General features: G+C 74.7%; 22 protein-coding genes. 5 read left to right on the forward strand and 17 right to left on the reverse strand.

The window, feature by feature from the left end; genetic code table 11:
• Nucleotides 1–234 precede the first annotated feature (234 nt).
• From ACWDBE_RS35490 to ACWDBE_RS35510, 5 genes are all read right to left on the reverse strand, one after another.
• Nucleotides 235–774: a SigE family RNA polymerase sigma factor gene (locus tag ACWDBE_RS35490; protein ID WP_392921585.1), complete on the reverse strand. Its 540-nt coding sequence runs from the start codon at nucleotides 772–774 to the stop codon at nucleotides 235–237.
• A gap of 121 nt (nucleotides 775–895) precedes the next feature.
• Nucleotides 896–2,182: a type VII secretion-associated serine protease mycosin gene (gene mycP / locus ACWDBE_RS35495; protein WP_449792015.1), complete on the reverse strand. Its 1,287-nt coding sequence runs from the start codon at nucleotides 2,180–2,182 to the stop codon at nucleotides 896–898.
• Nucleotides 2,183–2,265: 83 nt separating this feature from the next.
• A complete protein-coding gene (locus ACWDBE_RS35500; RefSeq protein ID WP_449792016.1) occupies nucleotides 2,266–2,556 on the reverse strand; it encodes a WXG100 family type VII secretion target in 291 nt (96 codons plus the stop codon).
• Between the two features lie 119 nt (nucleotides 2,557–2,675).
• The gene (locus ACWDBE_RS35505) at nucleotides 2,676–2,981 is read right to left on the reverse strand and encodes a WXG100 family type VII secretion target (protein ID WP_392884231.1); all 306 of its coding nucleotides are present in this window, start codon (nucleotides 2,979–2,981) and stop codon (nucleotides 2,676–2,678) included.
• Nucleotides 2,982–3,161: 180 nt separating this feature from the next.
• The gene (locus tag ACWDBE_RS35510; protein ID WP_449809999.1) at nucleotides 3,162–4,847 is read right to left on the reverse strand and encodes a type VII secretion protein EccB; all 1,686 of its coding nucleotides are present in this window, start codon (nucleotides 4,845–4,847) and stop codon (nucleotides 3,162–3,164) included.
• A gap of 186 nt (nucleotides 4,848–5,033) precedes the next feature.
• On the opposite strand from ACWDBE_RS35510, the gene eccE reads away from it, so the two are divergent.
• From eccE to ACWDBE_RS35525, 3 genes are all read left to right on the forward strand, one after another.
• On the forward strand, nucleotides 5,034–6,461 hold the full coding sequence (eccE, locus tag ACWDBE_RS35515) for a type VII secretion protein EccE (protein ID WP_449810000.1): 1,428 nt from the start codon (nucleotides 5,034–5,036) through the stop codon (nucleotides 6,459–6,461).
• Complete coding sequence (locus ACWDBE_RS35520) at nucleotides 6,461–7,228, forward strand: hypothetical protein (RefSeq protein ID WP_449792019.1); 768 nt, start codon at nucleotides 6,461–6,463, stop codon at nucleotides 7,226–7,228. The genes eccE and ACWDBE_RS35520 overlap by 1 nt, the downstream gene beginning before the upstream one ends.
• A 131-nt stretch (nucleotides 7,229–7,359) precedes the next feature.
• Nucleotides 7,360–9,477 carry a MinD/ParA family ATP-binding protein gene (locus ACWDBE_RS35525; protein ID WP_449792020.1) on the forward strand — a complete coding sequence of 706 codons (2,118 nt, stop codon included), beginning with the start codon at nucleotides 7,360–7,362 and terminating at the stop codon, nucleotides 9,475–9,477.
• Nucleotides 9,478–9,535: 58 nt separating this feature from the next.
• On the opposite strand, the gene ACWDBE_RS35530 is transcribed toward ACWDBE_RS35525, so the two are convergent.
• The 10 genes from ACWDBE_RS35530 to rimP all read right to left on the reverse strand — a co-directional run bounded on the left by ACWDBE_RS35530 (nucleotide 9,536) and on the right by rimP (nucleotide 22,812).
• Nucleotides 9,536–10,480 carry a bifunctional riboflavin kinase/FAD synthetase gene (locus ACWDBE_RS35530; RefSeq protein WP_449810001.1) on the reverse strand — a complete coding sequence of 315 codons (945 nt, stop codon included), beginning with the start codon at nucleotides 10,478–10,480 and terminating at the stop codon, nucleotides 9,536–9,538.
• A gap of 65 nt (nucleotides 10,481–10,545) precedes the next feature.
• Nucleotides 10,546–14,199, reverse strand: coding sequence for a serine protease (locus ACWDBE_RS35535; RefSeq protein ID WP_449810002.1), 3,654 nt, complete (start codon nucleotides 14,197–14,199; stop codon nucleotides 10,546–10,548).
• Nucleotides 14,200–14,391: 192 nt separating this feature from the next.
• Nucleotides 14,392–15,321, reverse strand: coding sequence for a tRNA pseudouridine(55) synthase TruB (truB, locus tag ACWDBE_RS35540; protein WP_392921599.1), 930 nt, complete (start codon nucleotides 15,319–15,321; stop codon nucleotides 14,392–14,394).
• Between the two features lie 35 nt (nucleotides 15,322–15,356).
• Nucleotides 15,357–16,460 (reverse strand): DHH family phosphoesterase, encoded by a 1,104-nt coding sequence (locus tag ACWDBE_RS35545; protein WP_449792023.1) that lies wholly within the window; start codon nucleotides 16,458–16,460, stop codon nucleotides 15,357–15,359.
• Nucleotides 16,461–16,462: 2 nt separating this feature from the next.
• Nucleotides 16,463–16,903 (reverse strand): 30S ribosome-binding factor RbfA, encoded by a 441-nt coding sequence (rbfA, locus tag ACWDBE_RS35550; protein ID WP_207812580.1) that lies wholly within the window; start codon nucleotides 16,901–16,903, stop codon nucleotides 16,463–16,465.
• Between the two features lie 153 nt (nucleotides 16,904–17,056).
• Nucleotides 17,057–17,353: a DUF503 domain-containing protein gene (locus ACWDBE_RS35555; RefSeq protein WP_030289887.1), complete on the reverse strand. Its 297-nt coding sequence runs from the start codon at nucleotides 17,351–17,353 to the stop codon at nucleotides 17,057–17,059.
• 150 nt (nucleotides 17,354–17,503) lie between these two features.
• Nucleotides 17,504–20,620, reverse strand: a complete 3,117-nt coding sequence (gene infB / locus ACWDBE_RS35560) for a translation initiation factor IF-2 (protein ID WP_449810003.1) — start codon at nucleotides 20,618–20,620, stop codon at nucleotides 17,504–17,506.
• 226 nt (nucleotides 20,621–20,846) lie between these two features.
• Nucleotides 20,847–21,140 carry a YlxR family protein gene (locus tag ACWDBE_RS35565; RefSeq protein WP_449792025.1) on the reverse strand — a complete coding sequence of 98 codons (294 nt, stop codon included), beginning with the start codon at nucleotides 21,138–21,140 and terminating at the stop codon, nucleotides 20,847–20,849.
• Between the two features lie 75 nt (nucleotides 21,141–21,215).
• Nucleotides 21,216–22,217 carry a transcription termination factor NusA gene (nusA, locus tag ACWDBE_RS35570; RefSeq protein ID WP_449792026.1) on the reverse strand — a complete coding sequence of 334 codons (1,002 nt, stop codon included), beginning with the start codon at nucleotides 22,215–22,217 and terminating at the stop codon, nucleotides 21,216–21,218.
• A gap of 55 nt (nucleotides 22,218–22,272) precedes the next feature.
• The gene (gene rimP / locus ACWDBE_RS35575; RefSeq protein WP_402415800.1) at nucleotides 22,273–22,812 is read right to left on the reverse strand and encodes a ribosome maturation factor RimP; all 540 of its coding nucleotides are present in this window, start codon (nucleotides 22,810–22,812) and stop codon (nucleotides 22,273–22,275) included.
• A gap of 284 nt (nucleotides 22,813–23,096) precedes the next feature.
• Here rimP and ACWDBE_RS35580 point away from each other — a divergent pair, with 284 nt between their 5' ends.
• Together ACWDBE_RS35580 and ACWDBE_RS35585 are read left to right on the forward strand one after the other, a co-directional pair.
• A complete protein-coding gene (locus ACWDBE_RS35580; RefSeq protein ID WP_449792027.1) occupies nucleotides 23,097–24,017 on the forward strand; it encodes a ferritin-like domain-containing protein in 921 nt (306 codons plus the stop codon).
• A 93-nt stretch (nucleotides 24,018–24,110) separates the two neighbouring features.
• Complete coding sequence (locus ACWDBE_RS35585) at nucleotides 24,111–25,025, forward strand: aminoglycoside phosphotransferase family protein (RefSeq protein ID WP_449810004.1); 915 nt, start codon at nucleotides 24,111–24,113, stop codon at nucleotides 25,023–25,025.
• 20 nt (nucleotides 25,026–25,045) lie between these two features.
• Here ACWDBE_RS35585 and ACWDBE_RS35590 read toward each other — a convergent pair whose 3' ends face one another.
• Both ACWDBE_RS35590 and ACWDBE_RS35595 read right to left on the reverse strand, forming a co-directional pair.
• The gene (locus ACWDBE_RS35590) at nucleotides 25,046–25,618 is read right to left on the reverse strand and encodes a GNAT family N-acetyltransferase (protein WP_449810005.1); all 573 of its coding nucleotides are present in this window, start codon (nucleotides 25,616–25,618) and stop codon (nucleotides 25,046–25,048) included.
• A gap of 100 nt (nucleotides 25,619–25,718) precedes the next feature.
• Nucleotides 25,719–26,594 (reverse strand): GNAT family N-acetyltransferase, encoded by an 876-nt coding sequence (locus tag ACWDBE_RS35595; protein WP_449792048.1) that lies wholly within the window; start codon nucleotides 26,592–26,594, stop codon nucleotides 25,719–25,721.
• Nucleotides 26,595–26,791: the final 197 nt, after the last annotated feature.

Here is a 26,791-nt window from a genome sequence, read left to right on the forward strand (position 1 = left end):
CGGCGGCCGAGCGGCGGCGCCAGCGGCGGCGGCCGAGCCGGTAGCCGTCCGCGACCAGGCCCGCCTGCTCGGCCTGCTCGGTGCGGAAGCCTTCGCCCGTACGGGTGAGGGCGTAGAGAAGATCGTCTTCGAACTTGTCCGGTTCGGACATGGGTGCTCACCGTCTCCTTGCGTCTCGGGTTGCGAGAGAAGTTCCTTGCGGCCGGCGGGCGCCGGCCTCAGCGGGCACCGGCCTCAGCGGGCGGCCAGCTCGGCCAGCGAGTCGCCGAGCAGGGCGCGCAGCCTGGCCAGGGCCCGGGTGGTGCGGGTGCGGACGGCGCCGGAGGAGGCCCGCATGGCCTCGGCGGTCTCCTCGACGCTGCGGTCCTCCCAGTAGCGCAGCACCAGGACCGCGCGGTCCTTGGGCGGCATCCGGCCGAGCGCGTCGAGGAGCGTCAGCCGCAGGGCGCTGTCGGCGTCCTGCCCCTCCTGTTCCGGCAGGGCGGCACTGGGGCGCTCGCCGCTGGAGCGGCGGCGCTGCTGGGCCAGGAAGGTGCGCACCATGACGGTGTGGGTGTAGGCCGCCGGGTTGTCGATCCGGCCACGGCCGGTGAAGGCGCTGCGCCGCCACAGCACGTACATCCGGCTGAGGGCCTCCTGTACGAGGTCCTCGGCGTAGTGGGTGTCGCCGCTGGTGAGCAGGCAGGCCGAGCGGTACAGGTGACCGGTCCGGCCGGAGACGAGCTCCAGGAACTCCGCGTCCTTGGCCTCCCGGCCCGACCCGATCCACCCCATGCGCCCTGCCCCCGTGGTCCGCCCTCCCTGACACTTCATCGATGCGGCGGGCGGGCGGCGGTGTTACAGGGGTTCCGGCGGATTCCCGGCGGGTCGCCGGGCGGCGGGCGGAAGCCGCGGGTCAGGAGGAGGACTTGCGCCGGTGGTCGCGCAGCACCACGCCACCGCCGATCAGCAGCGCGACCAGCAGCGCGCCGACACCGAGGACGTACGTCGCGGTGCGGCCGTCGCGGTCGGCCTGGGTCTCGCCGAGGCCCACCGGGCGCGGCACGATCGGCGCGGCGGCGAGCTGCACCGGGGCGTCCGGGACGGGCGCGAAGGGCGCGTCCACGGGGGCCTTGGTGACGGCCTTGACCGGGTCCACCACGCCCCAGCCGATGAACGTGTCCGGGTCGCGCTGGGTGCGCTGCGCGCTCTGCTCGATCCAGGCCCGCACCTGGGCGGCCTTCCAGTTCGGATGGGCGCCCCTCAGCAGCGCGGCGAGCCCGGAGACGTAGGGGGCGGCGAAGCTGGTGCCGTTGTCCACGCACTGGCCGCCCCCGGGGACGGTGGACAGCATGTCGACACCGGGCGCGGCGACCTTCACGAAGCTGCCGTACTGGGAGAACGGCGCGCGCTCGTTGTTGCGGTCGGAGGCGCCGACGGCCAGCACGGTCGGGAAGGCACCGGGGTAGGTGTCACCCTCCTTGCCGTCGTTCCCGGTGGAGGCGACCACCACGACGTTGTTCGCCTCGGCGTACTCGACGGCGGCCTTCAGGTCCTGGTAGCCGCCGAAGCGGGCGTCGCCCGCACCGCGCACGTCCTGGGAGATGTTGATGACCATGGCGCCCCTGCCGACCGCTTCCCTGATCGCCTGGACAAGGGTGGAGACGTCGCCGTTGCCGTCGCTGTCGTTCTGCCGGATCGAGAGGATCTGGGCGTCGGGGGCCAGCCCGACGAAACCGGTCTGCTTGCTGACGCGGGCGGCGATGATGCCGGCCACCTTGGTGCCGTGGCCGACCGGGTCCTCGGTCGACGCGCCCTTGATCGCCTCCTTGGTCTCCCGGTTGACCAGCAGGTTGGGGCCCGCCTGGACCTTGTCGACCATCTGCTTGCCCTCGGGGTCGGCCCGGACCTGGCCCCCCAGTTGCGGGTTGCTCTGGTCGACCCCGGTGTCGATGACCGCGACCTTCACGCCCGCACCGGTGGTCTTCCCGTCCTGCCACAGCTCGTTCAGCAGCAGGCGCTGCAGCGACCACGGCACGGTCTGCACGTCGGGCGCGGGCTTGGGGCAGTCGCCGGCCGCGGCCAGGCCGGGCCCGCTGTCGGCGTACGCCGGGGCGGCGAGCGGGCCGCCCAGCACCGCGAGCGCGGCGATCGCCGCGGCCGCCTTCCGGTACCCGTGTCGGGACACCCTGCCACCCCTCATGTCGTCCACCCGTGCCGCGCGCCGGGGGCGGGTGCCCGGAATCCGGGTACCCGCCCCCTGTCGTTCCCTACGGAACCCGAACGTCAGCCCCAGAGCTTGGTGTTGGCGTCCTCGGTGGTCCGGTAGCTCTGCGCGGCGTTCTCGAGCGAGGTCGCGATCTGCGCGCAGACCTGCTGGAGGTCGTTGGCCTTGGCGTCCCACTTGGCCTGGTGGGCCTGGTAGCCCTGCTGGGCCGCACCCTGCCAGCTGGAGGCGATGCGGGTCACGTTGCCCTTGAGGTCGTTCAGCAGGTGGTCGATGCGGCTCGCCGAAGCCTTGACCTCCTCGGCCGCCTGGTGAACGGTCTGGAAGTTGACGAGGATGTGTTCGGACACGTTGTCTCCCTTACGAGGATGAGGAGCGCCGCGCGGTCAGCGGCGGGCGCTCCGCAGAGCGGTGGAGCGGGACAGAACGGCGGTCGGCGCAGGTGCGGCGATCAGCGCGGATGCGGTGATCAGCCCTGGGCCGAGGAGAACATCGCCTTCTGCTCCTCTTCGGTGCTCGCGTAGTGCTTGGTGGTCATCTCGATCGCGTGCTTGATCGCGTTGAGCGACTCCTTGAGGCTCGCGATGTCCTCGTTGACCCGGTTCTGCAGGTTGGTGTAGGCCGTCGCGGCCTGGCCCTGCCAACCGCTGGTGATGCCGGTGACCGTGCTGATCAGCTTGTTCTTCTCAGCCTCGATCTTGCCGATGGCCTCTTCGATCTGCTTGGCGAAGGCCAGCATCTCCTGCGCGGTCATCGTGAACTGACCCTGAGCCATGCTCCACGTCCCCCATGAGACAACATTTGCGTGTACGGAGGGCCCAGCGGGCCGACCGTCGCATCACCTGTGTGATGTCCAGCAGCACTGTAGTCGGCACACGCAACTCACCCAACACCGATCACCGAGTAGTTACCAGACCATGACACTGGGACCAATTCGGTTACCGCGCTTGGCCGATCAGGCGTTCTGCGGCTGGGCGGCGCTCTTCGCCGTCAGCGGCGGACCGGCCGGAACCAGGTTCGACCACTCCTTCGGCACCGGCAGCGGCTGGACCCCCTGGTAGCCCAACCTCGCCTGGTTGCCGCCGGGTTCGTCCTGCTGCTGCCCCGGCTCCTGGGACGGCGCCCCGGGGGTCGGCGTGGCGGTGGGCTGCGGCGCCGACGGCTTCGGGGAGCCGCTCTGGCCGGGCTGCGGCGAGGCCGCGGGGCGCTGACCGCCGTCACCGTTGGACGGGACGGAGTAGCGCAACCCGGTCTCGGTGATCAGGAAGTCGGTCCCGGAGCCGGCGGCCGCGTTGTCCATCGAGCGGTAGAACAGCCCGTGACCGGGGGTCACGTACGCCGCCCCGGCACCGTTGTTGTACGGCGCGGGGTACGAAGTCCCGGCCCAGACACTGCGCTTGGCCGTGCTGCCGTCCGCGGCGACACCGTCGTAGGTGCTGCACACGACCATCCGGGCGTCCTGGCGGTCCTGCCAGTTGTTCACCGGCGCACCGGTCTTCAGCGGCCAGTCCGGGGCGGTGCCCTTCAGCGGGACGTCGCCGCCCCACTGGGCGTTGTCGGCCGGGGTCATCTCGTCGCTGCGCGGCTTCTTGTCCTGGTCGTACTTGTAGAGCATCTGGTACGCCGGGTTCTGCCGGATCAGCTCCGCCTGGAACGGGGTGACCAGGAAGAGCTGGTCCTTGCCGACCACGTAGTGGCGGTCCTGGTAGTGCACCAGCCGGCCGATCCGGCGGTCGGCCGGGTTGCTCAGCTCCACCTTGGAGTTGGCGCCCTGAGTGTCAGCGACCGCCTCGACCTGCGGGAAGGTGATCGGGGTGGCGTTCACCAGGGTGTCCAGCCAGTCCCGCTTGACCCGCTGCGGCACCGCGTTGGGCCCGAACACCGCGGTGACCAGCGCCTTGCGCTCCTTGTCGTCCGCCTGCGGCGAGCCGATCGGGTGCTTGCGCCCCTGGGCGTCGACCAGGAACAGCGCGGCGCCGCCGCCGGCCGGCTGGCCCGGCGCCGGCGCGGCCGAGATCTGCTGCTCGTCGGCCTGCTGCACCAGCATCAGCTGGTCCGGGCCGAGCATCCGGTCCTTGGCCGCCAGCGCCGCCGCGTCCGCTCCGGCCGCCACGAACACCGCCTGGTTGACCGTCTCCTGCTTGTCGTCCGAGCCCGGGCGGTCGCACACCGCCCACTTCATCGGCTTGCTGGCGTTGTCCGTGGTCGGCAACTTGTCCGGCGCGTAGGGGATCCCGATCGTCGGCCCGTGGTTGGGATAGCGGTCGAGCACCCCGTCGTCCACCACCACGACCTTGGCGCCCGCCGGCAGCACCAGCCGCGCCGAGGACATGTTGAGCACCTGGTGCAGCCGCTTGGTCTTCTGGTCCTGGTCGGTGAGCACCACGTACCGGGTGGTCGACTGCTTGCCCTGGATGATGTTCTTGCCGTCGTCCCACTTCACCGGCGCACTCGGTTTGAAGACCCCCCAGATCCCGAACCCGGCCACGAACACGGCCCCTGCCAGCACACTCGGCAGCACCGCCTTCACCGGACGCGGCGCGTCCTCGTCGCTGCCGCCGCCGGCGGGCAGCAGGAAGGCGCCCACCGTGCGCTTGCGGGCGAAGGTGTACGCGTTCAGCTCGTCCCGGCGCGATGCCATACCTCGTCGTCCCCCTAGTCAGACGTCGTCGGGCCTCCTCGGACCGACCTGCCCCGTGGTCACCCGCCGGGCACGAACCGGCGCGAACCCTCTACGATGCGGCAGCAGACGGTGAGTACGGTACGGGTACGGTCCGCGACACAGCCAGCCGGGCCGCGACAACGGATCAGAGAGGGCCACCGGGGGATGCCAAGCCAGACCGCTCCAGGACGCCGCCGCAGCGCGGGCGGCGGGAGGCCGCGCCGGGCCGGCCGGGCGCAGCGCAGCGCGCCGCCGACCGGGACGGGAACGGGGACCGGGCCCGCGAGCACGGAACCGCAGCCGACCGGCACCGTGGGCGGCGGCGCCGTCCAGGTGCGGGTCAACCCCCGACCGGGGCTGCTGGGCGGGCGGTTGAAGCTCCAGCAGCTCGTCCTGGTCGAGGTCGCGGCGGCCCTGGTCGCGGTCGGCTGGACGATCAGCCGCACGATCGCGGCCGGCTTCGGCGCGGTCGCGCTGGTGCTGGTCCTGCTCGCGCTCGTCCCGGTGCGCGGCCGCACCGTCCCCGAGCTGCTGCTGGTCCGCGCCGCCCTCAAGTCCCGCCGCGGGCAGGCCAGGACGCTGCTGCCGCCGGCCGGCACCGACCCGGCGCTGGCGCCGGCCCTGGAGCTCGAACCGGGTCTGCGCACCTGCACCCACGCCACCGAGGCCGAGTTCGGCGGCCGCCCGGTCCGCCGGGAGACCGGCATGGTCGGCGACGGGACCTTCCTCAGCTCGGTGCTGCTCGTCCAGGCCAAGGACCAGCCGCTGCGCCCGGCGCGCACCGCCCTGCCGCTGCCGCTGGACGTGATCTGCTCGGCGCTCACGGTCGACGACATCACCCTGGAGTCGGTGCAACTGGTCCAGCACACCCAGCCCGCCCCGGCCCAGCACCTGCCCGACCAGTCGCTGGCCGCCCGCGCCTACCGCGAGCTGCCGGACGGCACCGCCACCCCCGGGCTGCGGCTGACCTGGATCGCCCTGAAGCTCGACCCGGAGCGCGCGGCGACCGCCGTCCGGGCCCGCGGCGGCGGTGAGGAGGGCGCCCGCAAGGCGCTGCAGCGGGTCACCGACCAGCTGGCCGGCCGGCTCAACAGCGCCGGCTTCAACGCGACCGTGCTGGACGAGCGCGAGCTGATCGCCGCGCTGGCCATCTCCACCTGCGCCAACCCGATCGCGGTGGCCGGCCGCCAGGGCACCGGCAGCGGCGGCGGCACCACCCGCCGCACCCAGGAGGGCAACCGGTTCTGGCGCATCGACGACCGCTGGCACACCACCTACTGGATCTCCCGCTGGCCGCAGCTGAGCCGCCCCGGCGGCGCCCCCGGCCGGATCGCCGCGCCGGACCTGGTCAACCTGATCACCGGCTCCCCCGCCCTCGCCAGCACCTTCAGCCTGACCGCCGGGCACGGCACCGGCGGCTCGGTGACGGTCAGCGGGCACCTGCGGGTGACCGGCCGCAACGAGAGCGAGGTCGGCGACATCGGCCGCCTGGTGGAGACCCGGGCCCAGAGCACCGGGCTCGGCCTCGTCCGGCTCGACCTGGAGCAGGCGCCCGGCATGCTCGCCACCCTGCCGCTCGGAGGGGCCTCCTGATGGCGTACCAGACCTACCCCACCACCGGACCGCAGCCCGGCACCGAGCAGCGCCGGGCCCGGCCGCGGATCCTGCCCGGCTTCGGGCTGCGCGGCCCGCGCCGGGAGAAGCACGTGCTGGAGCCCGCCGACCTCGCGGCGCTCTCCTTCCCGGTCGGCGACGACGGCGTGGTGATCGGCGTCGACCCGCAGGGGCTGCCCGCGGTGCTCGGCCTGTTCCGCCCGACCTCGTACGACCTGGTGCTCGTCGGCGGCATGTGGACGGCCCAGGTCATCGCGCTGCGGGCGGCCGCGATCGGCGCCCGGGTCGCGGTGGAGACCGCCCGCGGACAGCTGTGGGGCCCGATGGCCCAGGCCGCCGGCGGCGGCCAGCCGTGCGTGACGATCCACCAGGTCGGCCGACTCGGCCCGCAGGGCGCCTCGGTGGCCTCGCCGGTCCTGGTGGTGCGCGACCTCGGCGCCCGCCCGCCGCGCAGCCGGCTCTCCGCCGCGCCCTGGCAGACCACACTGACGCTGCTGCCCTACCTGGGCCCCAACGCCTCCCGGGTGCTGAACGCGGCCGACCTGGTCGGCGTGCAGCGGATCTCGCCGCAGGAGGCGGAACTGACCGGCCGGGTGCTGTCGCTGCCGCCGGAGGACGTGGCCGCGCTTCCCACCCTCGGCGACGACCTCACCCTGTGGGCGACCCGGATGCGGCGACAGTACGTACGGGCCGTGGCCGGGCAGGCCGAACAGCAGGTGCTCGGCGGGCCGCGCCGGATGGACTGAGCGGCGGCTCGCCGCACCGGGCGGGCCGCCGGGGAAGCGAAGCCGCCTTCAGCGGGGGTTGCCGTACGGCCTAGTCTTTGATGCGGCAACGGCACCGCTGAACAAGCGGCGGCGAACACGAGGGAGCCAGAGTGAGCAGCGATCGGGACGGCGTCTACGTCGGCGACAACGCGGCAGAGGACGACGACGACTGGTCGGACGCGCCTGACTACACTCCCCCGTCCTGGTACGTGCAGACCGAGCCCACGGGGGCTTCCGGCGCGGCCGCGCCGGCCGCTTCCGCACCGGCCTCCCCCGCTCCGGCCGAGCCCGACGCGCCGGCGCCCACCGTCGTTCCGGGGCAGGCCCAGCAGGCTCCGGGGCAGGCCCAGCAGGATCCGCAGCAGCAGGCCCACGCCCCGGTGCCCGGCCAGGCCGCCGCCCCGGCGGCCGAGACCGCGCCGACCGCCACCCCCGTCGCCCCCGTTCCGGCGCCCGCTGCCACGCCCGCCACGCCGGTGCAGGCCGAGGCGCAGCACGTCCCGTTCCCGGTCGCCGCCCCGGCCCCGCCGGTCGCCGAGCAGCCGCAGGCCGGCGCCCCGGTCTGGCCGACGCCGGAGGCCGCGGCGCAGCAGCCCGTGGCGCAGCCGTACCCGGCGGCGGGGCCCGCAGCGGCCGCGCAGCCGGGGCAGCCCGTCCAGCCGCAGAACTTCGCGCAGCCGCCGGTCCAGCAGGCCCCGCCGCAGCACCCCCAGGATCCCCAGGGCCCGCCGGCGGGCTGGGACCCGCAGGCCGCGTGGGCCGCCCAGCAGGCTCAACAGGCCCAGCAGCCCGTCGCCCCCCAGCAGCCGGGCCCGCAGGCCCAGCCCGGCCAGCCGCAGCCCGGCCCGGTGGATCCGCGCCAGGGCGGCTGGCCGCAGCCCGTCGCGTACCAGCAGCCGGCGCAGCCGCAGCCCGGCCCGCAGGCCCAGCCCGGCCAGCCGCAGCCCGGCCAGCCGTTGCCGGGGCACCCCGGGCAGCCGTGGCAGCAGCCGCAGGCCCCGCAGCCCAGCGCCTTCCAGCAGGCCGCCGCCCCGCAGCAGACCGCGCACGGCGCACCGCTCGGCTACACCGCGGCCGTCGAGCTGTCCTCGGACCGGCTGCTGCGCAGCCAGCCCAAGCAGCAGCGCCAGCAGCCGCGCTTCCAGTTCGGCGGCAAGGCCGCGGCGGCCGAGAAGGCCCGCAAACTGGAGGTCATCCGCACCCCGGTGCTGAGCTGCTACCGGATCGCCGTGATCAGCCTCAAGGGCGGCGTCGGCAAGACCACGACCACCACCGCGCTCGGCGCGACCCTGGCCAGCGAGCGCCAGGACAAGGTGATCGCGATCGACGCCAACCCGGACGCCGGCACCCTGGGCCGCCGGGTCAAGCGCCAGACCGGCGCGACCATCCGCGACCTGGTGACGGCCATCCCGCACCTGCGCAGCTACATGGACATCCGTCAGTTCACCTCGCAGGACCTGAACTCGGGCCTGGAGATCCTGGCCAACGACGTGGACCCGGCGGTCTCGACCACCTTCAACGACTCCGACTACCGCCAGGTGATCGACGTGCTGGGCCGCCAGTACCCGATCATCCTGACCGACTCCGGCACCGGCCTGCTGTACAGCGCGATGCGCGGGGTGCTGGACCTGGCCGACCAGCTGATCATCGTCTCCACCCCCAGCGTGGACGGCGCCTCCAGCGCCTCGACCACCCTGGACTGGCTCTCCGCGCACGGCTACGCCGACCTGGTGCAGCGCAGCATCACGGTGGTCTCCGGGGTGCGCGAGACCAGCAAGATGATCAAGGTCGAGGACATCGTCGCCCACTTCCAGACCCGCTGCCGCGGCGTGATCGTGGTGCCGTTCGACGAGAGCCTGGCGGCCGGCGCCGAGGTCAACCTCGACATGATGCGGCCCAAGGTCCGGGAGGCCTACTTCGAGCTGGCCACCCTGGTCGGGGAGGACATCGTCCGGGCCCAGCAGGCCGCCGCCCAGCAGGCCGGCTGGCAGCAGCAGGCCCAGCCGCAGCCCGGCTACCCGCAGCCGTACGCCGACCCGCGGCAGCCCCAGCCCTACCCGCAGCAGGCGGGCCGGCCCGCCCCCGGGGCGCCGTGGGCCCCGCAGCCCGGCCAGGCCCCGCCGCCCCCGCCCGGGTACGGCTACCCGCAGCAACCCGCTCCCGGGGCGCCCTGGCCGCAGCAGCCGGGCCCGGGCTACGGCTACCCGCCGCAGGCACCCCAGCAGTGAGACGGCGGAAGGGGCCCACCGACACCCGGTCGGTGGGCCCCTTCCGGCGTCCCGGCGCTCAGATGCCGTCGGTCAGCTCGCGGGCCCGCTTGACGTCGTCGGCCATCCGGTCCAGCAGCGCGTCGATGGAGTCGAACTTCTCCATCCCGCGCAGGTAGGCCAGGAAGTCCACGGCCACGTGCATCCCGTACAGGTCCAGGCCGACCCGGTCGATGGCGTACGCCTCCACCGTGCGGGCGGTGCCGTCGAAGGTCGGGTTGGTGCCGACCGAGATCGCCGCCGGCATCTTCTCGCCGTCCGCCGTCAGCCAGCCCGCGTACACGCCGTCGGCCGGGATCGCGCTGTGCGGCACGGTCTCGACGTTGGCGGTCGGGTAGCCCAGCTCGCGGCCGCGCTGCGCGCCGCGCACCACCACGCCCTCGACCCGGTGCGGGCGGCCCAGCACCTCGTTGGCGCCGGCCATGTCCCCGGTCTCCACCAGCTGGCGGGTCAGGCTGGAGGAGAACGGCTCGCCGTCCCCGGCCGTGCCGCACACCTGGAGGTCGACCACCTCGACCTCGAAGTCGTCCGCCCGGCCCAGTTCGCCGAGCAGCGTGACGTCCCCGGCCGCCCGGTGCCCGAAACGGAAGTTGGGGCCCTCGATGACGACCCGCGCGTGCAGGGCGTCCACCAGCACCTGCCGGACGAAGGCCTCCGGGGACTCCTGGGAGAACTCGGTGGTGAACGGCAGCACCAGCACCGCGTCCACGCCGAGCTCCGCGATCAGCTCGGCGCGGCGCGGGTGCGGCGCGAGCAGCGGCGGGTGGCTGCCCGGGCGGATGACCTCGCGCGGGTGCGGGTCGAAGGTCACCACGACCGCGGGGATGCCGAGTTCGCGGGCCCGCTCGACCGCCCGCCCGATGATCAGCTGATGTCCGCGGTGCACCCCGTCGAACGAGCCGATGGTGACGACGCTGCGTCCCCAGTCCCCGGGGATCTCCTCCAGGCCACGCCAGCGCTGCACCTGACCGCTCCTTGTTCCGTACGGTGCGTACCCTCTGTACGCTCAAACGCTCAAAACCCGAACCCCTATAGCGTGCCATGCGCCTGCCCCGGCTCAGGCACCGGAATACGGGTTGAGCCCGCCGAGGGCCCCGTCGACCGCCCGGGCACGGCCCGTTCGGCCTCCTCGGCGGCGTACCGCGCGTCCCGTCCGGCCGCCGCCAGGGCCCGCATCCGGGCCGGCCCGGGGTCGTCCTGGGCGGTCGGCACGGCACCGGACGGCCACCGGGCGAGCAGCCGGGCGAAGGCCGCCGACCGCCCGGCGCAGCGCACCAGCAGCTCGTCCGCGCCCGCCAGCCCCTGGGCGGCCCTGGCCAGCACCGCACGGGCCCGGGCCGGGTCCTCGGCCGCGCAGTGCTCGGCGAGCCGCTCCACGACGGCGGTCAGCACCGCCGGGTCGGTCTCGGTGGCGAGCAGGGCGTCCAGCAGCTCGCGGCGCAGCGCGTCCGCCGCCGGGCCGGCCACCGGGACGGACAGCGCCTCGGCGAACGGCCGCCGGACCGCCGCGCTGCGGTCGGCCAGCGCGGCGCCGAGCAGCATCCTCAGCTCCGGCCGGCCGCCCGGGCCGACGGCGGCGGCCCGGGCCAGCCGACGGCCGAGGTAGTCGACGGCGACCGGACCGGCCAGCGCCGGGTTCCCGCGCAGCAGCCCGGCGGCCAGCTCGGCGCCCCGCCGCAGGGCCGCCGGGGCGGTGGCGTCGGCCAGCACCCGCAGCGTCTCGGCGGGGGCCGCGCCGGGGGCGGCCGCCCGGTCGGCCAGCGCGGCCAGGACGGGTTCCGGGTCGCTCTCCAGGGCCGGGCCGAGCGCCCGCGGGGTGAGGAAGGCGTCGCCGCCGGCCCGGAACCGGGCGAGCGCGGCCGGCAGGTACTCCGCCCTGGTCACCGGATCGCCGACCAGCAGCGCCAGCGCCGCCCCGTGCAGACCTGGCTCGTCCTCGCGGGCGAGCAGGGTCAGCGCGGTGTACCGCAGCAGCTCGACCCCGGCACCGGAGGCGTACGGGGCCGTCCGCAGCGCGTGCACGGCGGCCGCGACGTGCCGCTCGGGCCGCCGGTCGTGGCTCCAGCGGTCCACCGCGCGGCAGAGCGCGGACGGCTCCTCGGCGGCCAGCACGGTGAGCAGCGCGTCCGCCCGCGGGTGCGCGGCGGCCGCCAGCGCGTCGGCCAACTCGTCCAGGGCGAGCCGACGGTGGGCGTGCAGCAGATCGTGGGCGATGTCGGCCGTCGTGCGCCCGGGGCGCCCAGGCAGGCCGTGCTCGTCCTCGAACCAGGCGCAGAGCAGCGGGAACACCGCGACCGGGTCGGCGCGCAGCCGCTCCGTCACCACGGCGAGGAAGCGCTGCCCGGGGCCGTCGGCGGGCACCAGGCGGCGCAGCAGGGCGAGTTCGGTCTCGACGGGCAGGCCGAGACCGGTCCAGAAGGCCGGGCCGAAGCGGCCGAGTCCGGCCGCCGGGAGAGCCACCGCACCGGCGGCACCCGCCCGTTCGGCGATCCGGGACGCCAACTGGTCGAGCAGGGCCAGGTGCTCGGAGCGGTCCGGGCTGGCGGCGAGGCCCGCGGCGAGCAACCGGGCCGCCCACCAGGCGGGTTCGCTGCCCGGCGGGCGCAGGTCGAGGGCGCGCCAGATCCGGTGCAGCCACGGGTCCAGGGCGCCGGCGCCCCAGGTCTCCGCCACCCGGCGCAGTGCGGCGGCGACCGGGCCGATCCGGTGCCGGGCGACGGTGTTCACCCCGGCCGGCTCCCCCACTGGGTGGCCGCCGGGCTCCCGCGCCTCGTCGGCGGGCCACGGCGGGGTGTCCTCGGCCTCGCCGAGCAGCAGCCGCAGCGCCGCGTCCAGGTCCAGGTGCCGGCCCTGCAGCCAGTCCGCGAACTCCCCGTGGGCGAAGCGGAATCCGGGCCCGGCCGGGACGAACAGGCCCTCGGCGAGCACCGCCGTGGCCCAGCCGCCCTCGACCGGGAACAGCTCCTCGAAGACGGCCCGGTCCAGCCCGCCGCCCGACCGGTCGCCGAGCATCCGCCGGGCCGCCTCGTGCACCCGTCCGGCCACCGCCGCCGCGAGCCGGCGCACCCGGCGGTGCCGCGGCCCGCCCGGGCGCACCGCGCCCCGCCGGTGGGCGCCCGGGCGGCGCGGCCGGCCGTCCTCGGCCAGCCGCTGGGCCACCCGCAGGCAGCGCAGGTCCAGGACGGCGCCGAACAGTTCGCTCCGGCGCACCGGCCCGTCGTGCAGCCCCTGCGCCCACAGCTCCCCGGCCAGCCGGACGGCCAGCGGGTGCCGGGCGTCCTCGGCGGCGGCCGGATGGCCCGGCGGCAGCCCGTACCGGCGGCGCACCCGCTCGGCCGCCTCGGGGGGCAGCGGGCCGAGCCGCTGCCCGGCCAGGCTCGGCCCGCCCGCGCCGCGGCCGTCCATCCGCACGGTGGGGGCGCTGCCCAGGTCGCCGTCCGGGTGCGGCTCCTCCGTGCGCCGGGGGCCGGGGGTGCCGTTCCCCCAGGTCTCGGCCGCGAGCAGCTCCCACAGCTCCTCCCCGCAGGCCGTCACCAGCCTGGCCCCGCAGCCGGTCAGCCACTGCCCGGCGCCGCGCAGCCAGTGGGCGTCCACCGGCAGCGGGGCCTCCTCCGGGCCGTCCAGGACCACCAGCAGCGGCCGGCCGGCCGCCGCGCACAGCGCCGCCACCGGCTCGGGCGCGGGCGCGGGGGCGCCGAGGACGGCCGCCGCGGCGGCCAGCGCGCGTTCCACCGGTTCGGCGAGCGAGCGGTCCCCGGCGCGCAGGTCGGCGCCGCGCAGCCAGAGGGTGGGCAGCGGGTGGGCGCCGCCGGTGCGGCGGGCGGCCAGCGCGGCCAGTTCGGTGGTGCGCCCGCTGCCGGGGGCGCCGACCAGCGCGGTGACGGTCGCGACCGGCTCGTCCCCGGCCAGGCCGTCCGGCCGGTCCACCCGGTCGGCGGCCAGGTGGGGCAGCCGGCCCGGTCCGGCGCCGGCGGCCGCCACCTGGGCGGCGGTCAGCCGCAGCACCCCGGCCAGGTTGAGCGCCGGGCCGTAGCAGGGCACCGCCGCCGCGTTGCTCGCCAGCAGCCCGGCCAGCACCTCGGCGGCGCCCGTTCCACCCGGAGGGCCGTCCCCGACCGCCGCCGCGCCCACCGGCACGGCCGGCAGTGCCCCGCCGTGCCGGGGCCCGCGCACGGCGGGCGCGGCCAGGGCGACCACGGCCCCGCTGCGGGCGTCCAGCACCGGCGAGCCGGCCGGCACCGCGACCCCGCCGACCACCGGCACGTCCAGCAGCAGCACCCCGGCCGACCGGTGCCCGCCGTGCGCCGCGCCGGCGACGCCGAGCAGTCCGCAGCGCAGCGCGACCACCCGTCCGTCCTCCCCCGCCAGCGCGGGCAGCAGCACCTCGGGCCCGGCGACGGCGGCGGCCAGCGGCAGCGGCGGCACCGGCAGCCCGCCGACCGCCTCGGTGCGCAGCAGGGCCAGCCCGTGCCCGGGCAGCGCCAGCACGGCGTCCGGGCCGAGCACCCTGGTCTGCCCGCCGGGGGTGTGCAGGACGACCCGGTCCAGTCCGGCCACGCTCTCGTGCGCCGTCAGCACGACCCCCTGCGGGTCGGCGACGAACCCCAAGCCGTGCAGCCGGCCGTCGAGGTCGCGGATCCGCAGCAGGTACCGCCCCGGATCGCCCTCCGGAAAACCCGGCATCTCGTGCCCCCTCGGCCATCGCTCGCCCGCCGCCCGAAGCCTGCCCGCCGAGGTGCCCGCCCGACCGCGCCCGCGCCGCTCACCACGGGCGTTCACTCCGCGCGCTCCCTCGTGCGGGTGAACGACGTCCGGGAACGGCGGAGCCCCCGTCGGGGTGAATCCCGACGGGGGCTCCGAACGGCGACCGGACCGTCAGCCGACGAAGACCGCGACCGGCTTCGCCTGCCCGCCCTGCTCCTCGACCAGCGCCAGGAAGCGCCCGTCCGGCCCGAACACCGCGATCGGCCCGTCCACGCCCATCCCGGGCGCCTTCAGCCGGGCGCCGTGCGACAGCTTCTGCGCCGAGGCCTCGTCCAGGTCCCAGCGCGGGAAGGCGGCGGCCGCGGCGTCGGCGATCGGCAGCACCTCCAGCGGCTTGGCGGACTCGCCGGTGACCTCGGCCTCCAGCTGCTCCAGGGTGCGCGCCGACTCGACCCCGTACGGCCCGACCTTGGTGCGCCGCAGCGCCGTCAGGTGCCCGCCGACGCCGAGTCCGGCACCCAGGTCCCGGGCCAGGGCCCGGATGTAGGTGCCGGAGGAGCACTCGACGGTGACGTCCAGGTCGATCACCGGGGTGCCGTCCTCGGCGACCGCCGCGCGCTGCTCGTGCACGCTGAAGGAGTGGATCGTGGTCGGCCGGGCCGCGAGCTCGAAGTCCTCGCCCTCGCGGACCCGGGCGTACGAGCGCTTGCCGTCGATCTTGATCGCGCTGACCTTGGACGGCACCTGCATGATCTCGCCGGTGAGCGCCGCGATCCCGGCGTCGATCGCCTCCCGGGTGACGGCGTCGGCCGGGGTCGAGGCGGTCACCTCGCCCTCGCGGTCGTCGGTGACGGTGGTCTGGCCGAGCCGGATGGTCGCCTCGTACGTCTTGGCGGTGAGCATCAGGTGTCCGAGCAGCCGGGTGGCCCGCTCGACGCCGATCACCAGCACGCCGGTGGCCATCGGGTCGAGGGTGCCGGCGTGCCCGACCTTCCGGGTCCCGGCCAGCCACCGCAGCTTGGCGACGACCCCGTGCGACGTGATGCCCTCGGGCTTGTCGACGATCACCAGGCCGTCCGGGCCGGTGCCTTTGCGCTTCATCGGGTTCTTTCTCTCAACAACATCAGCGGAGACGATCAACGTACCGGTCTCAGCGCACCCCGGAACCGCTCGACCACCGCGGCCACGTCCTCCCGGACGCTGAACCCGGCCGCGTAGACGTGCCCCCCGCCACCCAGTTCGGCACAGGCCGCGGCGACGTCCACCGCCCCCTTGGAACGCGAGGAGCCGCGCAGCGTGCCGTCCGGGTCCTGCTTGAGCACCAGCGCCACCTCTGCCTCGGCCGGGCGGCGCAGGATGTCGATCAGCCCCTCGATCTCCTCGACCGTGACGCTGAACAGCGCGAGGTCCTGGTACGGCACCCAGGTCCACACCAGGCCCAGCCCGTCCGCCGCCTCCGGCTCGTAGACGGCCCGGTCGAGCGCGCCGGCGAGCACCTTGAGGTAGCCGAAGGAGGAGGTGTCCCACAGCTGCCGGGAGATCAGGTCGTGCCGGATTCCGGTGGCCAGCAGCCGGCCGGCCAGCTCGTGGGTGGCGGGCGTGGTGGCCCGGTACTTGAACGAACCGGTGTCCGTGGCGACACCGGTGTAGAGGCAGGTGGCCAGCTCCTGGTCGAGCACCACGCCGAGCCTGCGCAGCAGTTCGTCGACCAGCACGGCGGTGGCCGGCGCGGTCGGGTCGATCAACTGGTGGGTGCCGAAACCCGGGTTGGAGGCGTGGTGGTCGAACACCACCAGGACGGGCGCGGCGAAGGCCTTGTCGCGGAGCAGGCCGAGCCGGCTCTCCGCGGCCACGTCGAAGCAGAGCACCAGTTCGGGCACGTCCGGCACCTCGCAGGCCGGCACGATCAGCTCCTGGCCGGGCAGGAAGGCCAGCGACTCGGGCACGATCTGCGGGTCGTCGCCGAAGGAGACCCGCACCCGCTTGCCGAGCGCGCGCAGCGCCAGCGCGGCCGCCAGCGAGGAGCCCAACGCGTCGCCGTCCGGGCAGATGTGGCAGATCAGGTCGATCGAACGGGCCCGCCCGATCTCCGCCACCACCTGCTGCCAGAGCAGCTCGAACCCGCTCTCCTCGGTGCGCGGGCCCGGGAGTGCCGCGAGGGCACCCTCCACCGTGCTGGTGGAGGACGCCCCCGTGGTCGATCCGGCTCGCGAGGCGGCCCGCGCCGGCTCACCCGCCATGACTACTCGTCCTCGTCGTCACGCTCGGACGCCGGAACCCGGTACGGGTCCGCGTCGCCGGCGTAGCTCGCTCCCGCGGCCTGGGTGCGCACGGCGGCGTCCGAGGTGCGGGCCCGGTCGAGCAGGTCGTCGATGTTCCGGGCGTTGTCGGGCAGCGCGTCCGCGACGAAGGTCAGCGTCGGGGTGAAGCGCACCCCGATCTTGCCGACCTCGGAGCGGATCACGCCCTTGGCGCTCTCCAGCGCGGCCGCGGTGGCCTCGCGCTCGGTCTCGTCACCGAAGACGGTGTAGAAGACGGTGGCCTCGCGCAGGTCTCCGGTCACCCGGGTGTCGGTGATGGTCACGAACCCCAGGCGGGGGTCCTTGATCCGCCGCTCCAGGGTCTGGGCGACGACCACCTGGATGCGGTCGGCGAGCTTGCGCGCCCTTGCGGTGTCGGTCACGTTGCCTCCTCGTGCAGTGGGCCCGGTACCCGGGCGAGCTGCGCACCCGTCGGGGCCCACGCCCCAAAGTACCGGCCCGCGCCCGGCCTTGCGGGCGCTCTCGGTCCTGATCCGTGTGAGAACGGCGACTTCCGCCGGCCGGCTCCACGGTCCTCATTCGTCGTCGTCGTTGTGGTAGCGCCTCCTCGCGGAGAGGAGTTGCACCTCGGGGCGGCCGGCGACCAACCGCTCACAGCTGTCCAGGACCTCGGTGACGTACCCGGCTTCGCCGGAGACCACCGCGAGACCGATCTCGGCCCGGCGGTGCAGGTCCTGGTTCCCGGTCTCGGCAGCGCACACGCTGTACTTGCGCTGCAGTTCGGCCACGATGGGCCGCACGATCGAACGCTTCTCCTTGAGCGAGTGGACGTCGCCCAGCAGCAGGTCGAAGGTGAGTGTTCCCACGAACATGTGTGACAGGTCTCGCCGACCTGGAAGGCCTCGGGGGCAGCCCGGAACCGGGCTGGCGCCACTGTTTCTGACTACTCCCGGACCCTACACAGCGAGACCGGGGCCGGTCGACGGAAATACCACCCGTCGACCGGCCCCGGCTGACACCGACTAGGCGCGCGGCTTCTCGCGCATCTCGTAGGTCTCGATGATGTCGTCGACCTTGATGTCGTTGAACGACCCCAGGGTGACACCGGCCTCGAAGCCCTCGCGGACCTCGGTCGCGTCGTCCTTGAAGCGGCGCAGACCCTCGATCGAGAGGTTCTCCGCCACGACCTTGCCGTCGCGCAGCAGGCGGGCCTTGGCGTTGCGGCGGATGATGCCGTCGCGGACCAGGACACCGGCGATGTTGCCGAACTTGGAGGAGCGGAAGACCTCGCGGATCTCCGCGGCGCCGAGGCGCACCTCCTCGTACTCCGGCTTGAGCATGCCCTTGAGGGCGTTCTCGATCTCCTCGATCGCCTGGTAGATGACCGAGTAGTACCGGACGTCCACGCCTTCCTTCTCGGCCGCGGTACGCGCACGGCCTTCGGCGCGCACGTTGAAGCCGATGATGATGGCGTCCGAGCCCATCGCCAGGTCCACGTCGGACTCGGTGATGGCACCCACACCGCGGTGCAGGACCCGGAGCTCGACCTCCTCGCCCACGTCCAGCTTGACGAGGGCGTCCTCGAGGGCTTCCACCGAACCGGAGACGTCACCCTTGATGATGAGGTTGAGCTGCTCGATGGAGCCGGCGGCGATGGCCTTGTCCAGGTCCTCCAGGGACACCCGGACGCGGCGCTGCGCGAAGGCGGCGTTGCGGTCGCGGGCCGAGCGCTTCTCGGCGATCTGACGGGCGGTGCGGTCCTCGTCGACGACGATGAAGCTGTCGCCGGCGCGGGGCACCGAGGTCAGACCGAGCAGCAGCACCGGGCGGGACGGGCCGGCCTCGGTGAGGTTCTTGCCGTTCTCGTCCAGCATGGCGCGGACGCGACCGTAGGCGTCGCCCACGACGATCGAGTCGCCGACGCGGAGGGTACCGCGCTGCACGAGCACGGTCGCCATGGCGCCGCGGCCCTTGTCCAGGTGCGCCTCGATGGCGATACCCTGCGCGTCCTGCTCGGGGTTGGCCCGCAGGTCCAGCGAGGCGTCCGCGGTCAGGACCACGGCCTCCAGCAGCTGGTCGATGTGCAGGCCCTGGCGCGCGGAGATGTCGACGAACATGGTGTCGCCGCCGTACTCCTCGGCCACCAGACCGAACTCGGTCAGCTGACCGCGGACCTTGGTCGGGTCGGCGCCCTCGACGTCGATCTTGTTGACGGCGACCACGATCGGCACACCGGCGGCCTTGGCGTGGTTCAGCGCCTCGACCGTCTGCGGCATGACACCGTCGTTGGCCGCGACCACCAGGATCGCGATGTCGGTGGACTTGGCACCACGGGCACGCATGGCGGAGAACGCCTCGTGACCCGGGGTGTCGAGGAAGGTGATCGGACGCTGCTCGCCGTTCACCTCGGTGACGACCTGGTAGGCACCGATGTGCTGGGTGATGCCACCGGCCTCGCCGGCCACCACGTTGGACTTGCGGATCGCGTCCAGCAGGCGGGTCTTACCGTGGTCGACGTGACCCATGACGGTGACGACCGGCGGGCGCGGGGCCAGCTGGTCCTCGTCGCCCTCGTCGGCGCCGAAGTCGATGTCGAACGACTCCAGCAGCTCGCGGTCCTCGTCGTCCCGGCTGACGATCTCCAGCTGGAAGCCCATCTCGCCGGCCAGCAGCTCGAGGGTCGCGTCGGAGACCGACTGGGTCGCGGTGACCATCTCACCGAGGTTGAACATGACGGAGACGAGCGCGGCCGGGTTGGCGTTGATCTTCTCCGCGAAGTCCATCAGCGAGGCGCCGCTCGACAGGCGAACGGTCTGGCCGTTGCCGCGAGGCAGCATCACACCGCCGACGGACGGGGCCTGCATGGCCTCGTACTCCTGGCGCTTCGCCCGCTTCGACTTGCGGCCACGCGCCGGGCGACCGCCCGGGCCACGACCGAAGGCGCCCTGCGTGCCACCACGGGCACCCGGGCCGCCGGGACGACCGCCGAAGCCGCCGGGACGCGGGCCGAAGCCGCCGCCACCACCCGGGGCACCGCCACCGGGACGCGGACCGCCGAAGCCGCCGCCACCGGCCGGACGCGAGCCCGGACCGGCCGGACGTCCCTGGAAGCCGGGACGGGCGCCACCGGCACCCGGACCACCCGGACGGCCGCCGGGGCCACCCGGACCACGGCCACCCGGACCCGGACGCGGGCCGGCCGGACGCTGCGGCATCATGCCCGGGTTCGGGCGCGGCATGCCGGACGGGGTCGGGCCACCGGGACGCGGCGCGGCCGGACGCGGCATGCCGTCGGGACGCGGAGCGCCACCCGGACGGGGAGCGCCGGCGCCGGGGGCACCGGCCGGACGCGGACGGTCGCCACCGGGACGCGGGGCACCGGCACCGGGGGCACCGGCCGGACGCGGACGGTCGCCACCGGGACGCGGGGCACCGGCGCCGGGGGCACCGGCCGGACGCGGACGGTCGCCACCGGGACGCGGAGCGCCTGCACCCGGGGCACCGCCCGGACGCGGGGCGCCGCCCTGACCGCCCTGACGGCGGTCGCCGGGGCGACCCATGCCGGTGGCGCTACCCGAGGTGAACGGGTTGTTGCCCGGACGCGGACCGGCCGGACGCGGGCCCGGACGGGCACCGCCGGCGGCCTGGCCACCCGGGCGCGGGGCCTGGGTGGACGGACGCGGGGCGTCGCCGGCCGGAGCCGGCGAGGAGAACTCGGCCGCGGGCGCGGCCGGGGCCGCCGGAGCGGCGGGACGCGCGGCCGGGCGCGGGCCCGGAGTCGGCGCGCCCGGCTTCGGGGCGGCGGGGGCGGCCGGCGCGGAAGGCGCGGCGGCAGCCGGGGTCGGACGGGGACCAGGGGTCGCGCCGGGGCGCGGACCCGGAGTCGGAGCCCCCGGCTTCGGGGCACCCGAGCCGGCGGCGGGGGAGGGCGCCGCGGTCTTCCGCGGGCCCGGCTTGGCAGCGGAACCACCACCGGTGGGGGCCACACCAAGCGCGTCAGTCAGCTTGCGTACAACCGGCGCCTCGATGGTCGAGGACGCCGAACGGACGAACTCACCGAGCTCGGTGAGCTTGGCCATGACGGCCTTGCTCTCCAAGCCAAGTTCCTTGGCGAGTTCGTAAACCCGGACCTTAGCCACTTCACTCCTGTCTATGAGTCCGGGGGTCTCGTCCGCCGGACTGTCGCTACTTCATGGGCGTACCCATCGCGTACTCATCGCGTACTCATCGAGTGCTCATCGCAATCTCGACCTACTTCCACATCGCGAGGTACCTGACGTGGCACGACGCGCGGCTGGCCGCGTGCCGTGCTTGTTGCGGTGGTTCTCCGCCGCGCGAGCGGCGGCCGTCGCGGGAGGCGGCCTGCTACGAGGCTTCGCCCGCCCGCTCCTCGATGAACCCGCGGAGCCGCTCCGTGTCGAGCGCTCCCTGGAGCCGGAAGGCCCGGGGGAACGCCCGACGGCGGACCGCGAGGTCGAGGCAGGCCGGATCGGGGTGCACGTGAGCGCCCCGGCCCGGGAGTGCGCCACGGGGATCAGGGACGCACTCGCCCTCGACCGCCGTGACACGCAACAGCTGGTGCTTGGCCGCGCGCTTGCGGCAGCCCACGCAGGTGCGTTCCGGGCGTGCTCGGACATGCGTCCGGCCAGACGAAGGCAAGTCTACCCCTCCGGAGCGACATGGCGCCGCCCCGCCGATCCTGGAGGACGGCGGGCTCGGCAACGACAACACTGACTACCGGGCCTGCGATTCCTCGGACTGGCCCTCGGTGTCCGGGCGGATGTCGATCCGCCAGCCGGTCAGGCGCGCGGCCAGGCGGGCGTTCTGCCCCTCCTTGCCGATCGCCAGCGACAGCTGGTAGTCCGGCACGATCACCCGGGCGGAGCGCTGGGCGGCGTCCACGATCTCCACGCTGGTCACCCGCGCGGGCGACAGGGCGGCGGCCACCATCTCCCGGGGGTCCTCCGACCAGTCGACGATGTCGATCTTCTCGCCGTGCAGCTCGCCCATCACCGCGCGCACCCGGGAGCCCATCGGGCCGATGCAGGCGCCCTTGGCGTTCAGGCCCTGACGGCGCGACCAGACCGCGATCTTGGTCCGGTGGCCGGCCTCGCGGGCGATCGCCGCGATCTCCACGCTGCCGTCCGCGATCTCCGGGACCTCCAGCGCGAACAGCTTCTTCACCAGGCTGGGGTGGGTGCGCGACAGCGTCACCGAAGCCCCGCGCACGCCCCGGCGAACCGCCACCACGTAGCACTTCAGCCGGGTGCCGTGCCGGTAGTCCTCGCCCGGGACCTGCTCCTGCGGGGGCAGGATGGCCTCCAGCTTGCCGATGTCGACCAGCACGTTCTTCGGGTCGTTGCCCTGCTGGACGACACCGGTGACGATGTCGCCCTCCTTGCCCGCGTACTCACCGAAGGTCTGGTCGTCGGCGGCGTCGCGCAGGCGCTGCATCATCACCTGGATGCCGATGCTGGACGCGATCCGGCCGAAGCCGCTCGGGGTGTCGTCGAACTCCTTCGGCTCGACGCCCTCCTCCAGCTCCGCCGGGTCCTCCATGGCCCACACGGTGACGTGGCCGCTCTCGCGGTCCAGGCGCACCCGGGCCCGGCGGCGCGAGCCCTCGGTGCGGTGGTACGCGGTGAGGAGGGCGGACTCGATGGACTCGACCAGCAGGTCGAAGGGGATGTTCTTCTCGTTGACCAGCGTGCGCAGGGCACTCATGTCGATGTCCACGGCTACGCCTCCTCGTCTTTCGTCACGTTCGTCATGGTCGTACGGCACCCGGGGGTCACTCGGCGCCGTCCTCCCCCTCGTCGAAGTCCGCGGCCTCGTCCAGGAGCTTCTCGTCGTCCTTGCGGTTGAACTCGACCTGGACCCGGGCACGGGCCACCTCGGCGTACGCCAGACGGCGCTCCTTCGGGCGGCCACGGCCCTTCACCGGCTGCACCTCGACCAGTGCACCGTCCTCGTCGGCCTCCAGCACCCGGGCGACGATCTCCCCGCCGTCCACCAGGTGGATCTTGGCCAGCCGACCCTCGGCGCGCTGCCAGTGCCGGGGCAGGGCCAGCGGACGCTCCGCACCCGGCGAGCCGACCTCCAGCAGGTACGCGTCGTCCCCCATCAGGTCCGACTCGTCCAGGGCCTCACCGACCACCCGGCTGAACTCGGCGATGGTGTCCATGTCCACGCCGCCATCGGTGTCGACGTCGATCTGGACCTGCCGGCGGCTGCCCGCCCTGGTGACCCTGACGTCCTCCAGATCCAGTCCGGCCTGCTCGGCCAGCGGCTCCAGCAACGCTCGCAGCCGGTCGGTGTGGGTGGTGCTCATCCGGGTGGACTCCTCGGCCGCGTCTGCTGTTGTCAGAAGGTCGCCCCGCGCCCCCGGTGTCACGCACCGGATCACGGCAGCTCGGCCCAAAGCCTATCCGGTCAAGCCCCCAACCACCGATTCCGGACCTCCGCCGACCGCGTGCACGCCACCCACTGCGAGCAAGCTCACACCCGGCACGGCATCCCCGAACCGGGCCCGGGAACGTGGGGATTCTGTAATCATTCACGCCAACGAGGGCAGGCGGGGAGGCCGTCCTCCCGTACCCGCCCGGAGTGATCCCGATGCATCCGCCCAGCCGACGGACCTTCCTGGCCCTCGGGCTGCTCACCCCCCTCGCCGCCTGCACCGCCGACCCGGGCGGCCGCCCGGCCGACCCCACCCCGCCCCACGACCCGGACACCCCCGCCCGCCTCCGGGCGATCGCCGACACCGACCTCCTGCTCGGCGCCTACGACAACCTGCTCACCGCCCCCGGTGCCCCGACCGCCCTGCTCCAGCCCCTGCGCGACGACACCGTCCAGCACCGCGCCGCCCTCGTCCAGGGCCTGCCGGCCGCGACCCCCTCCCCCACCGGCACCCCGTACCGCTCCCTGCCCACGCTCCCCGAGTTGGCCCTCATGGAGCACCGCACCGCCGAGTCCCGCCTCGACGGCTTCGACGAGGTCAGTCCGCCCCTCGCCCGGCTGCTCGCCTCCGTGTCCGCCTCCAACGCCCTGCACGCCGTGGCCCTCGGCGACCAGACCCCCGTCGGCACCCCGGCCGGCCACGCCCGCGCCGAGGGCGCCGCCGACCCCGGCCCGGCCCTCCAGAGCGCCCTAGGCGCCGAACACGCCGCCGTCTACGGCTACGGCGTGGTCGGCGCCCACCTTCCCGACGACCCCCAGCGCACCGACGCCCGCACCACCCTCGCCGCCCACCAGGCCCAACGCGACGCCTGGCAGCGCCTCCTCACCGCCGCCACCGCCGCCCCCACCCCGGCCGCCGCCGGCTACCAGCTCCCCTTCCCCGTCACCTCCCCCGCCGACGCCACCAGGCTCGCCGTCCACCTGGAGACCCGCCTCACCGCCACCTACGCCGACCTGGTCACCGCCCTCCCCGCGTTCCACCGCCCGCTCGCGGCCACCGCCCTGCGCGACACCGCCCTGCGCGCCCGCCGCTGGGGCGCCCCGCCCACGGCCTTCCCCGGCATCCCCGCCACCTGACGCTGCGGGCACGCGGGGCAAGGACCCGCACGCCCGCCACCCCGAACCCTCCCGAAAGCCCCACACCGGCCCCCAAACCCCGACAATGGACCCATGTCGGGAGCCGAACCCACCATCACCGTCCCCAGCTGGCTGACGAACTCCGTCACCGCCACCCACGGCGAGACCGGCCGCCAATGGCTGGCCACCCTCCCCGCCAGGGCCGCCGCCCACCTAGCCGCCTGGGACCTCACCCTGGAACGGACCATCGACCCCGGCGGCAGCCTCAGCCTCGTCGCGTACGTCCACCGCGACGACCTCTCCCCCGCCGTCCTCAAGGTCGGCCTCCCCACCGCCGAGACCGCCCACGAGCACACCGCGTTGACCCACTGGGCCGGCCGCGGAGCCGTCCTCCTCCTGGACGCTGCCCCCACCGAGGGCGTCCTCCTGCTCGAACGCCTCCACGGCGAGATCCCGCTGCGCTCCCTCGCCGAGCCCAAGGCCATGCTGGAGGCCACCAGCCTGCTGCACCGCCTCTGGACGGAGCTCCCCGAAGGCCACCCCTTCCCCGCCCCTGCCCAGCGGATCGCCACCACCGCCCGCCTGGCGGAGCGCCCCCACGCCGCCGACGAGGCGGGGCAGCTGATCGCCGAGGCCCTGGACACCGCCCGGGCCCTGGCCGACTCCGCGGACGAGTCCTTCCTCCTGCACGGCGACTTCCACCACGGCAACGTCCTGGCCGCCGACCGCGCCCCCTGGCTGGCCATCGACCCGCGCCCGCTGGCCGGCGAACGCGCCTTCGACCTGGCCCGCCTCGCCCTGGACCGCGCCGACACCCTGTTCGGTTCCCCCGGCGCCCCCGCCGCCGTCCGACGCCGGCTGGGCCGGCTCTCCGAAGCCCTCGAGGTCGACCAGGACCGCCTCCGCGGCTGGACCCTCTTCCGCGCCGTCGACCTCGCCCTCCGTGCCCTCGCCGCGGACCGCCGCGAGGACGCCGAGCTCTACCTCGAGTTCGCCAACACCCTCTGACCCGACGGCCGTTGAGGGCTCTAAGCCCCGAGTGCCCCGAGCGCCCCGCTCTCGGCCCCGCGCAGGGGCAGCCGAGCCCCCATCACCGCGTACAGCCGCTCCGTCGCCGGGAACCGCACCGCCCGCGCCAGGTCCCGGTACCCCAGCGCCCGGTACAGCCGCCGCGCCGGCGTCTCCGCGTCGATCGCCGAGAGGATGCTCCGCTCCAGCCCCGAGCCCTCGCACAGCATCCGGATGAGCCGCGAGCCGATCCCCTGCCCCTGGAACTCCGGCAGCACGTGCAACTCGGTGATGGCGAAGACCCCGTCCAGCCAGTCCCCGTACCCCCGGGCGGTCAGGTAGGGCTCGATCACCGTGCTCCACCAGTGCTCCCGCTGGTTGGGCATCCCGTACCCGAACCCGACCAGCCGCCCCCCGCTCATCGCCCCGAGCGCGATCACCCCCGGCTGCAGGGCGTGCCGCCCCACGATGTGCAGCCGTACCGCGACCTCCTCGGGCGTCAGCCCGAACGCCGCCGCCTGGACCTCCAGCGCCTGCGGCGCCCAGGCCGCAAGGTCGATGGCCTCGATCGTCACCCCGGTCAGCTGATCCATGCTCCGGACGTTACTACCAGCGGCCCCGCGGCGCGGCCGAAGATCCCAACAGCACCCCGCCCGGAACCTCGCGACCCACCGCACGGCCCGCCGCGGGCCCTCAGAACAGCACGCTCATGAAGGCCCCGACCTCGCGGAACCCCACCCGCCGATACGCCGCCCGGGCCCGCAGGTTGAAGTCGTTGACGTACAGCGACACCACCGGCGCCACCTCCCGCAGCGCGATGTCCAGGACCGCCGCCATCCCCGTCTCGGAGAGCCCTCGCCCCCGGTGCTCCGGAGCGACCCAGACCCCCTGGATCTGACAGGCCCCCTCCGTCACCGCCCCGATCTCCGCTTTGAAGACGACCTGCCCGTCCTCCCCGAACCGCGCGAACGACCGTCCGGTGGACACGAGTTCGGCCACCCGGGCCTGGTAGAGGAGCCCCCCGTCCCCCGCCAGCGGCGACACCCCCACCTCCTCGGTGAACATCGCCACGCACGCCGGCATCAAGGTCTCGACCTCGTTGCGCCGCACCCTGCGCACCAGCGGATCCGGCGCGATCTCCGCCGACGGCACCGAGGTCGCCAACAGCGGCTGGTGCGCCCGCACTTCCCGGGCCGGCCCCCAACTGCGCTCCAGCAGCGCCCAGAAAGCCGCCGTGGCCGCCGCTGGCCCGACGATCGAGGAGCAGCGCCGCCCCTGCCGGCGGGCACGCTCCGCGAAGGCCGCGACCGCCTCGGACCCGGCGTTGATCAGGACCAGGTTCGCCCCGGCGTAGCAGAGTGCGTCCAGCACGCCCTGCCCGTCGTACCAGCCCCACAACTCCCCGCCGAGCCGCCACGGATCCAGCCCGACGGCCTCGACCCTGGTCGCGACGAAGGCGTTGGCGACCGGGTCGCGATGGAGGATCTCCAGGGCGTCCGGGAGGTCCGGCGGCTCCAGCACGCGGGTGGTGGCCAGGGCCCGGGCGGCCTGGAAGGAGCTCGGGAGCATCACACCTCGATCGAGCATCGAGACAGCACCTCACTGAGACGACTCTGGCCGAACCCTATCCGTGGCCCCACCCGGCTACGGCCGCGGGGCCGTCCGCGAACGGACGGCCCCGCTTCCGGAAAACACCGCACGGGCGCTCCCGCGCGGTCAGGACTGCCGACAACCCACGGCTGTCGGGACGAACGACGAACCACGAA

The organism is Kitasatospora sp. NPDC001132, assembly GCF_053598415.1.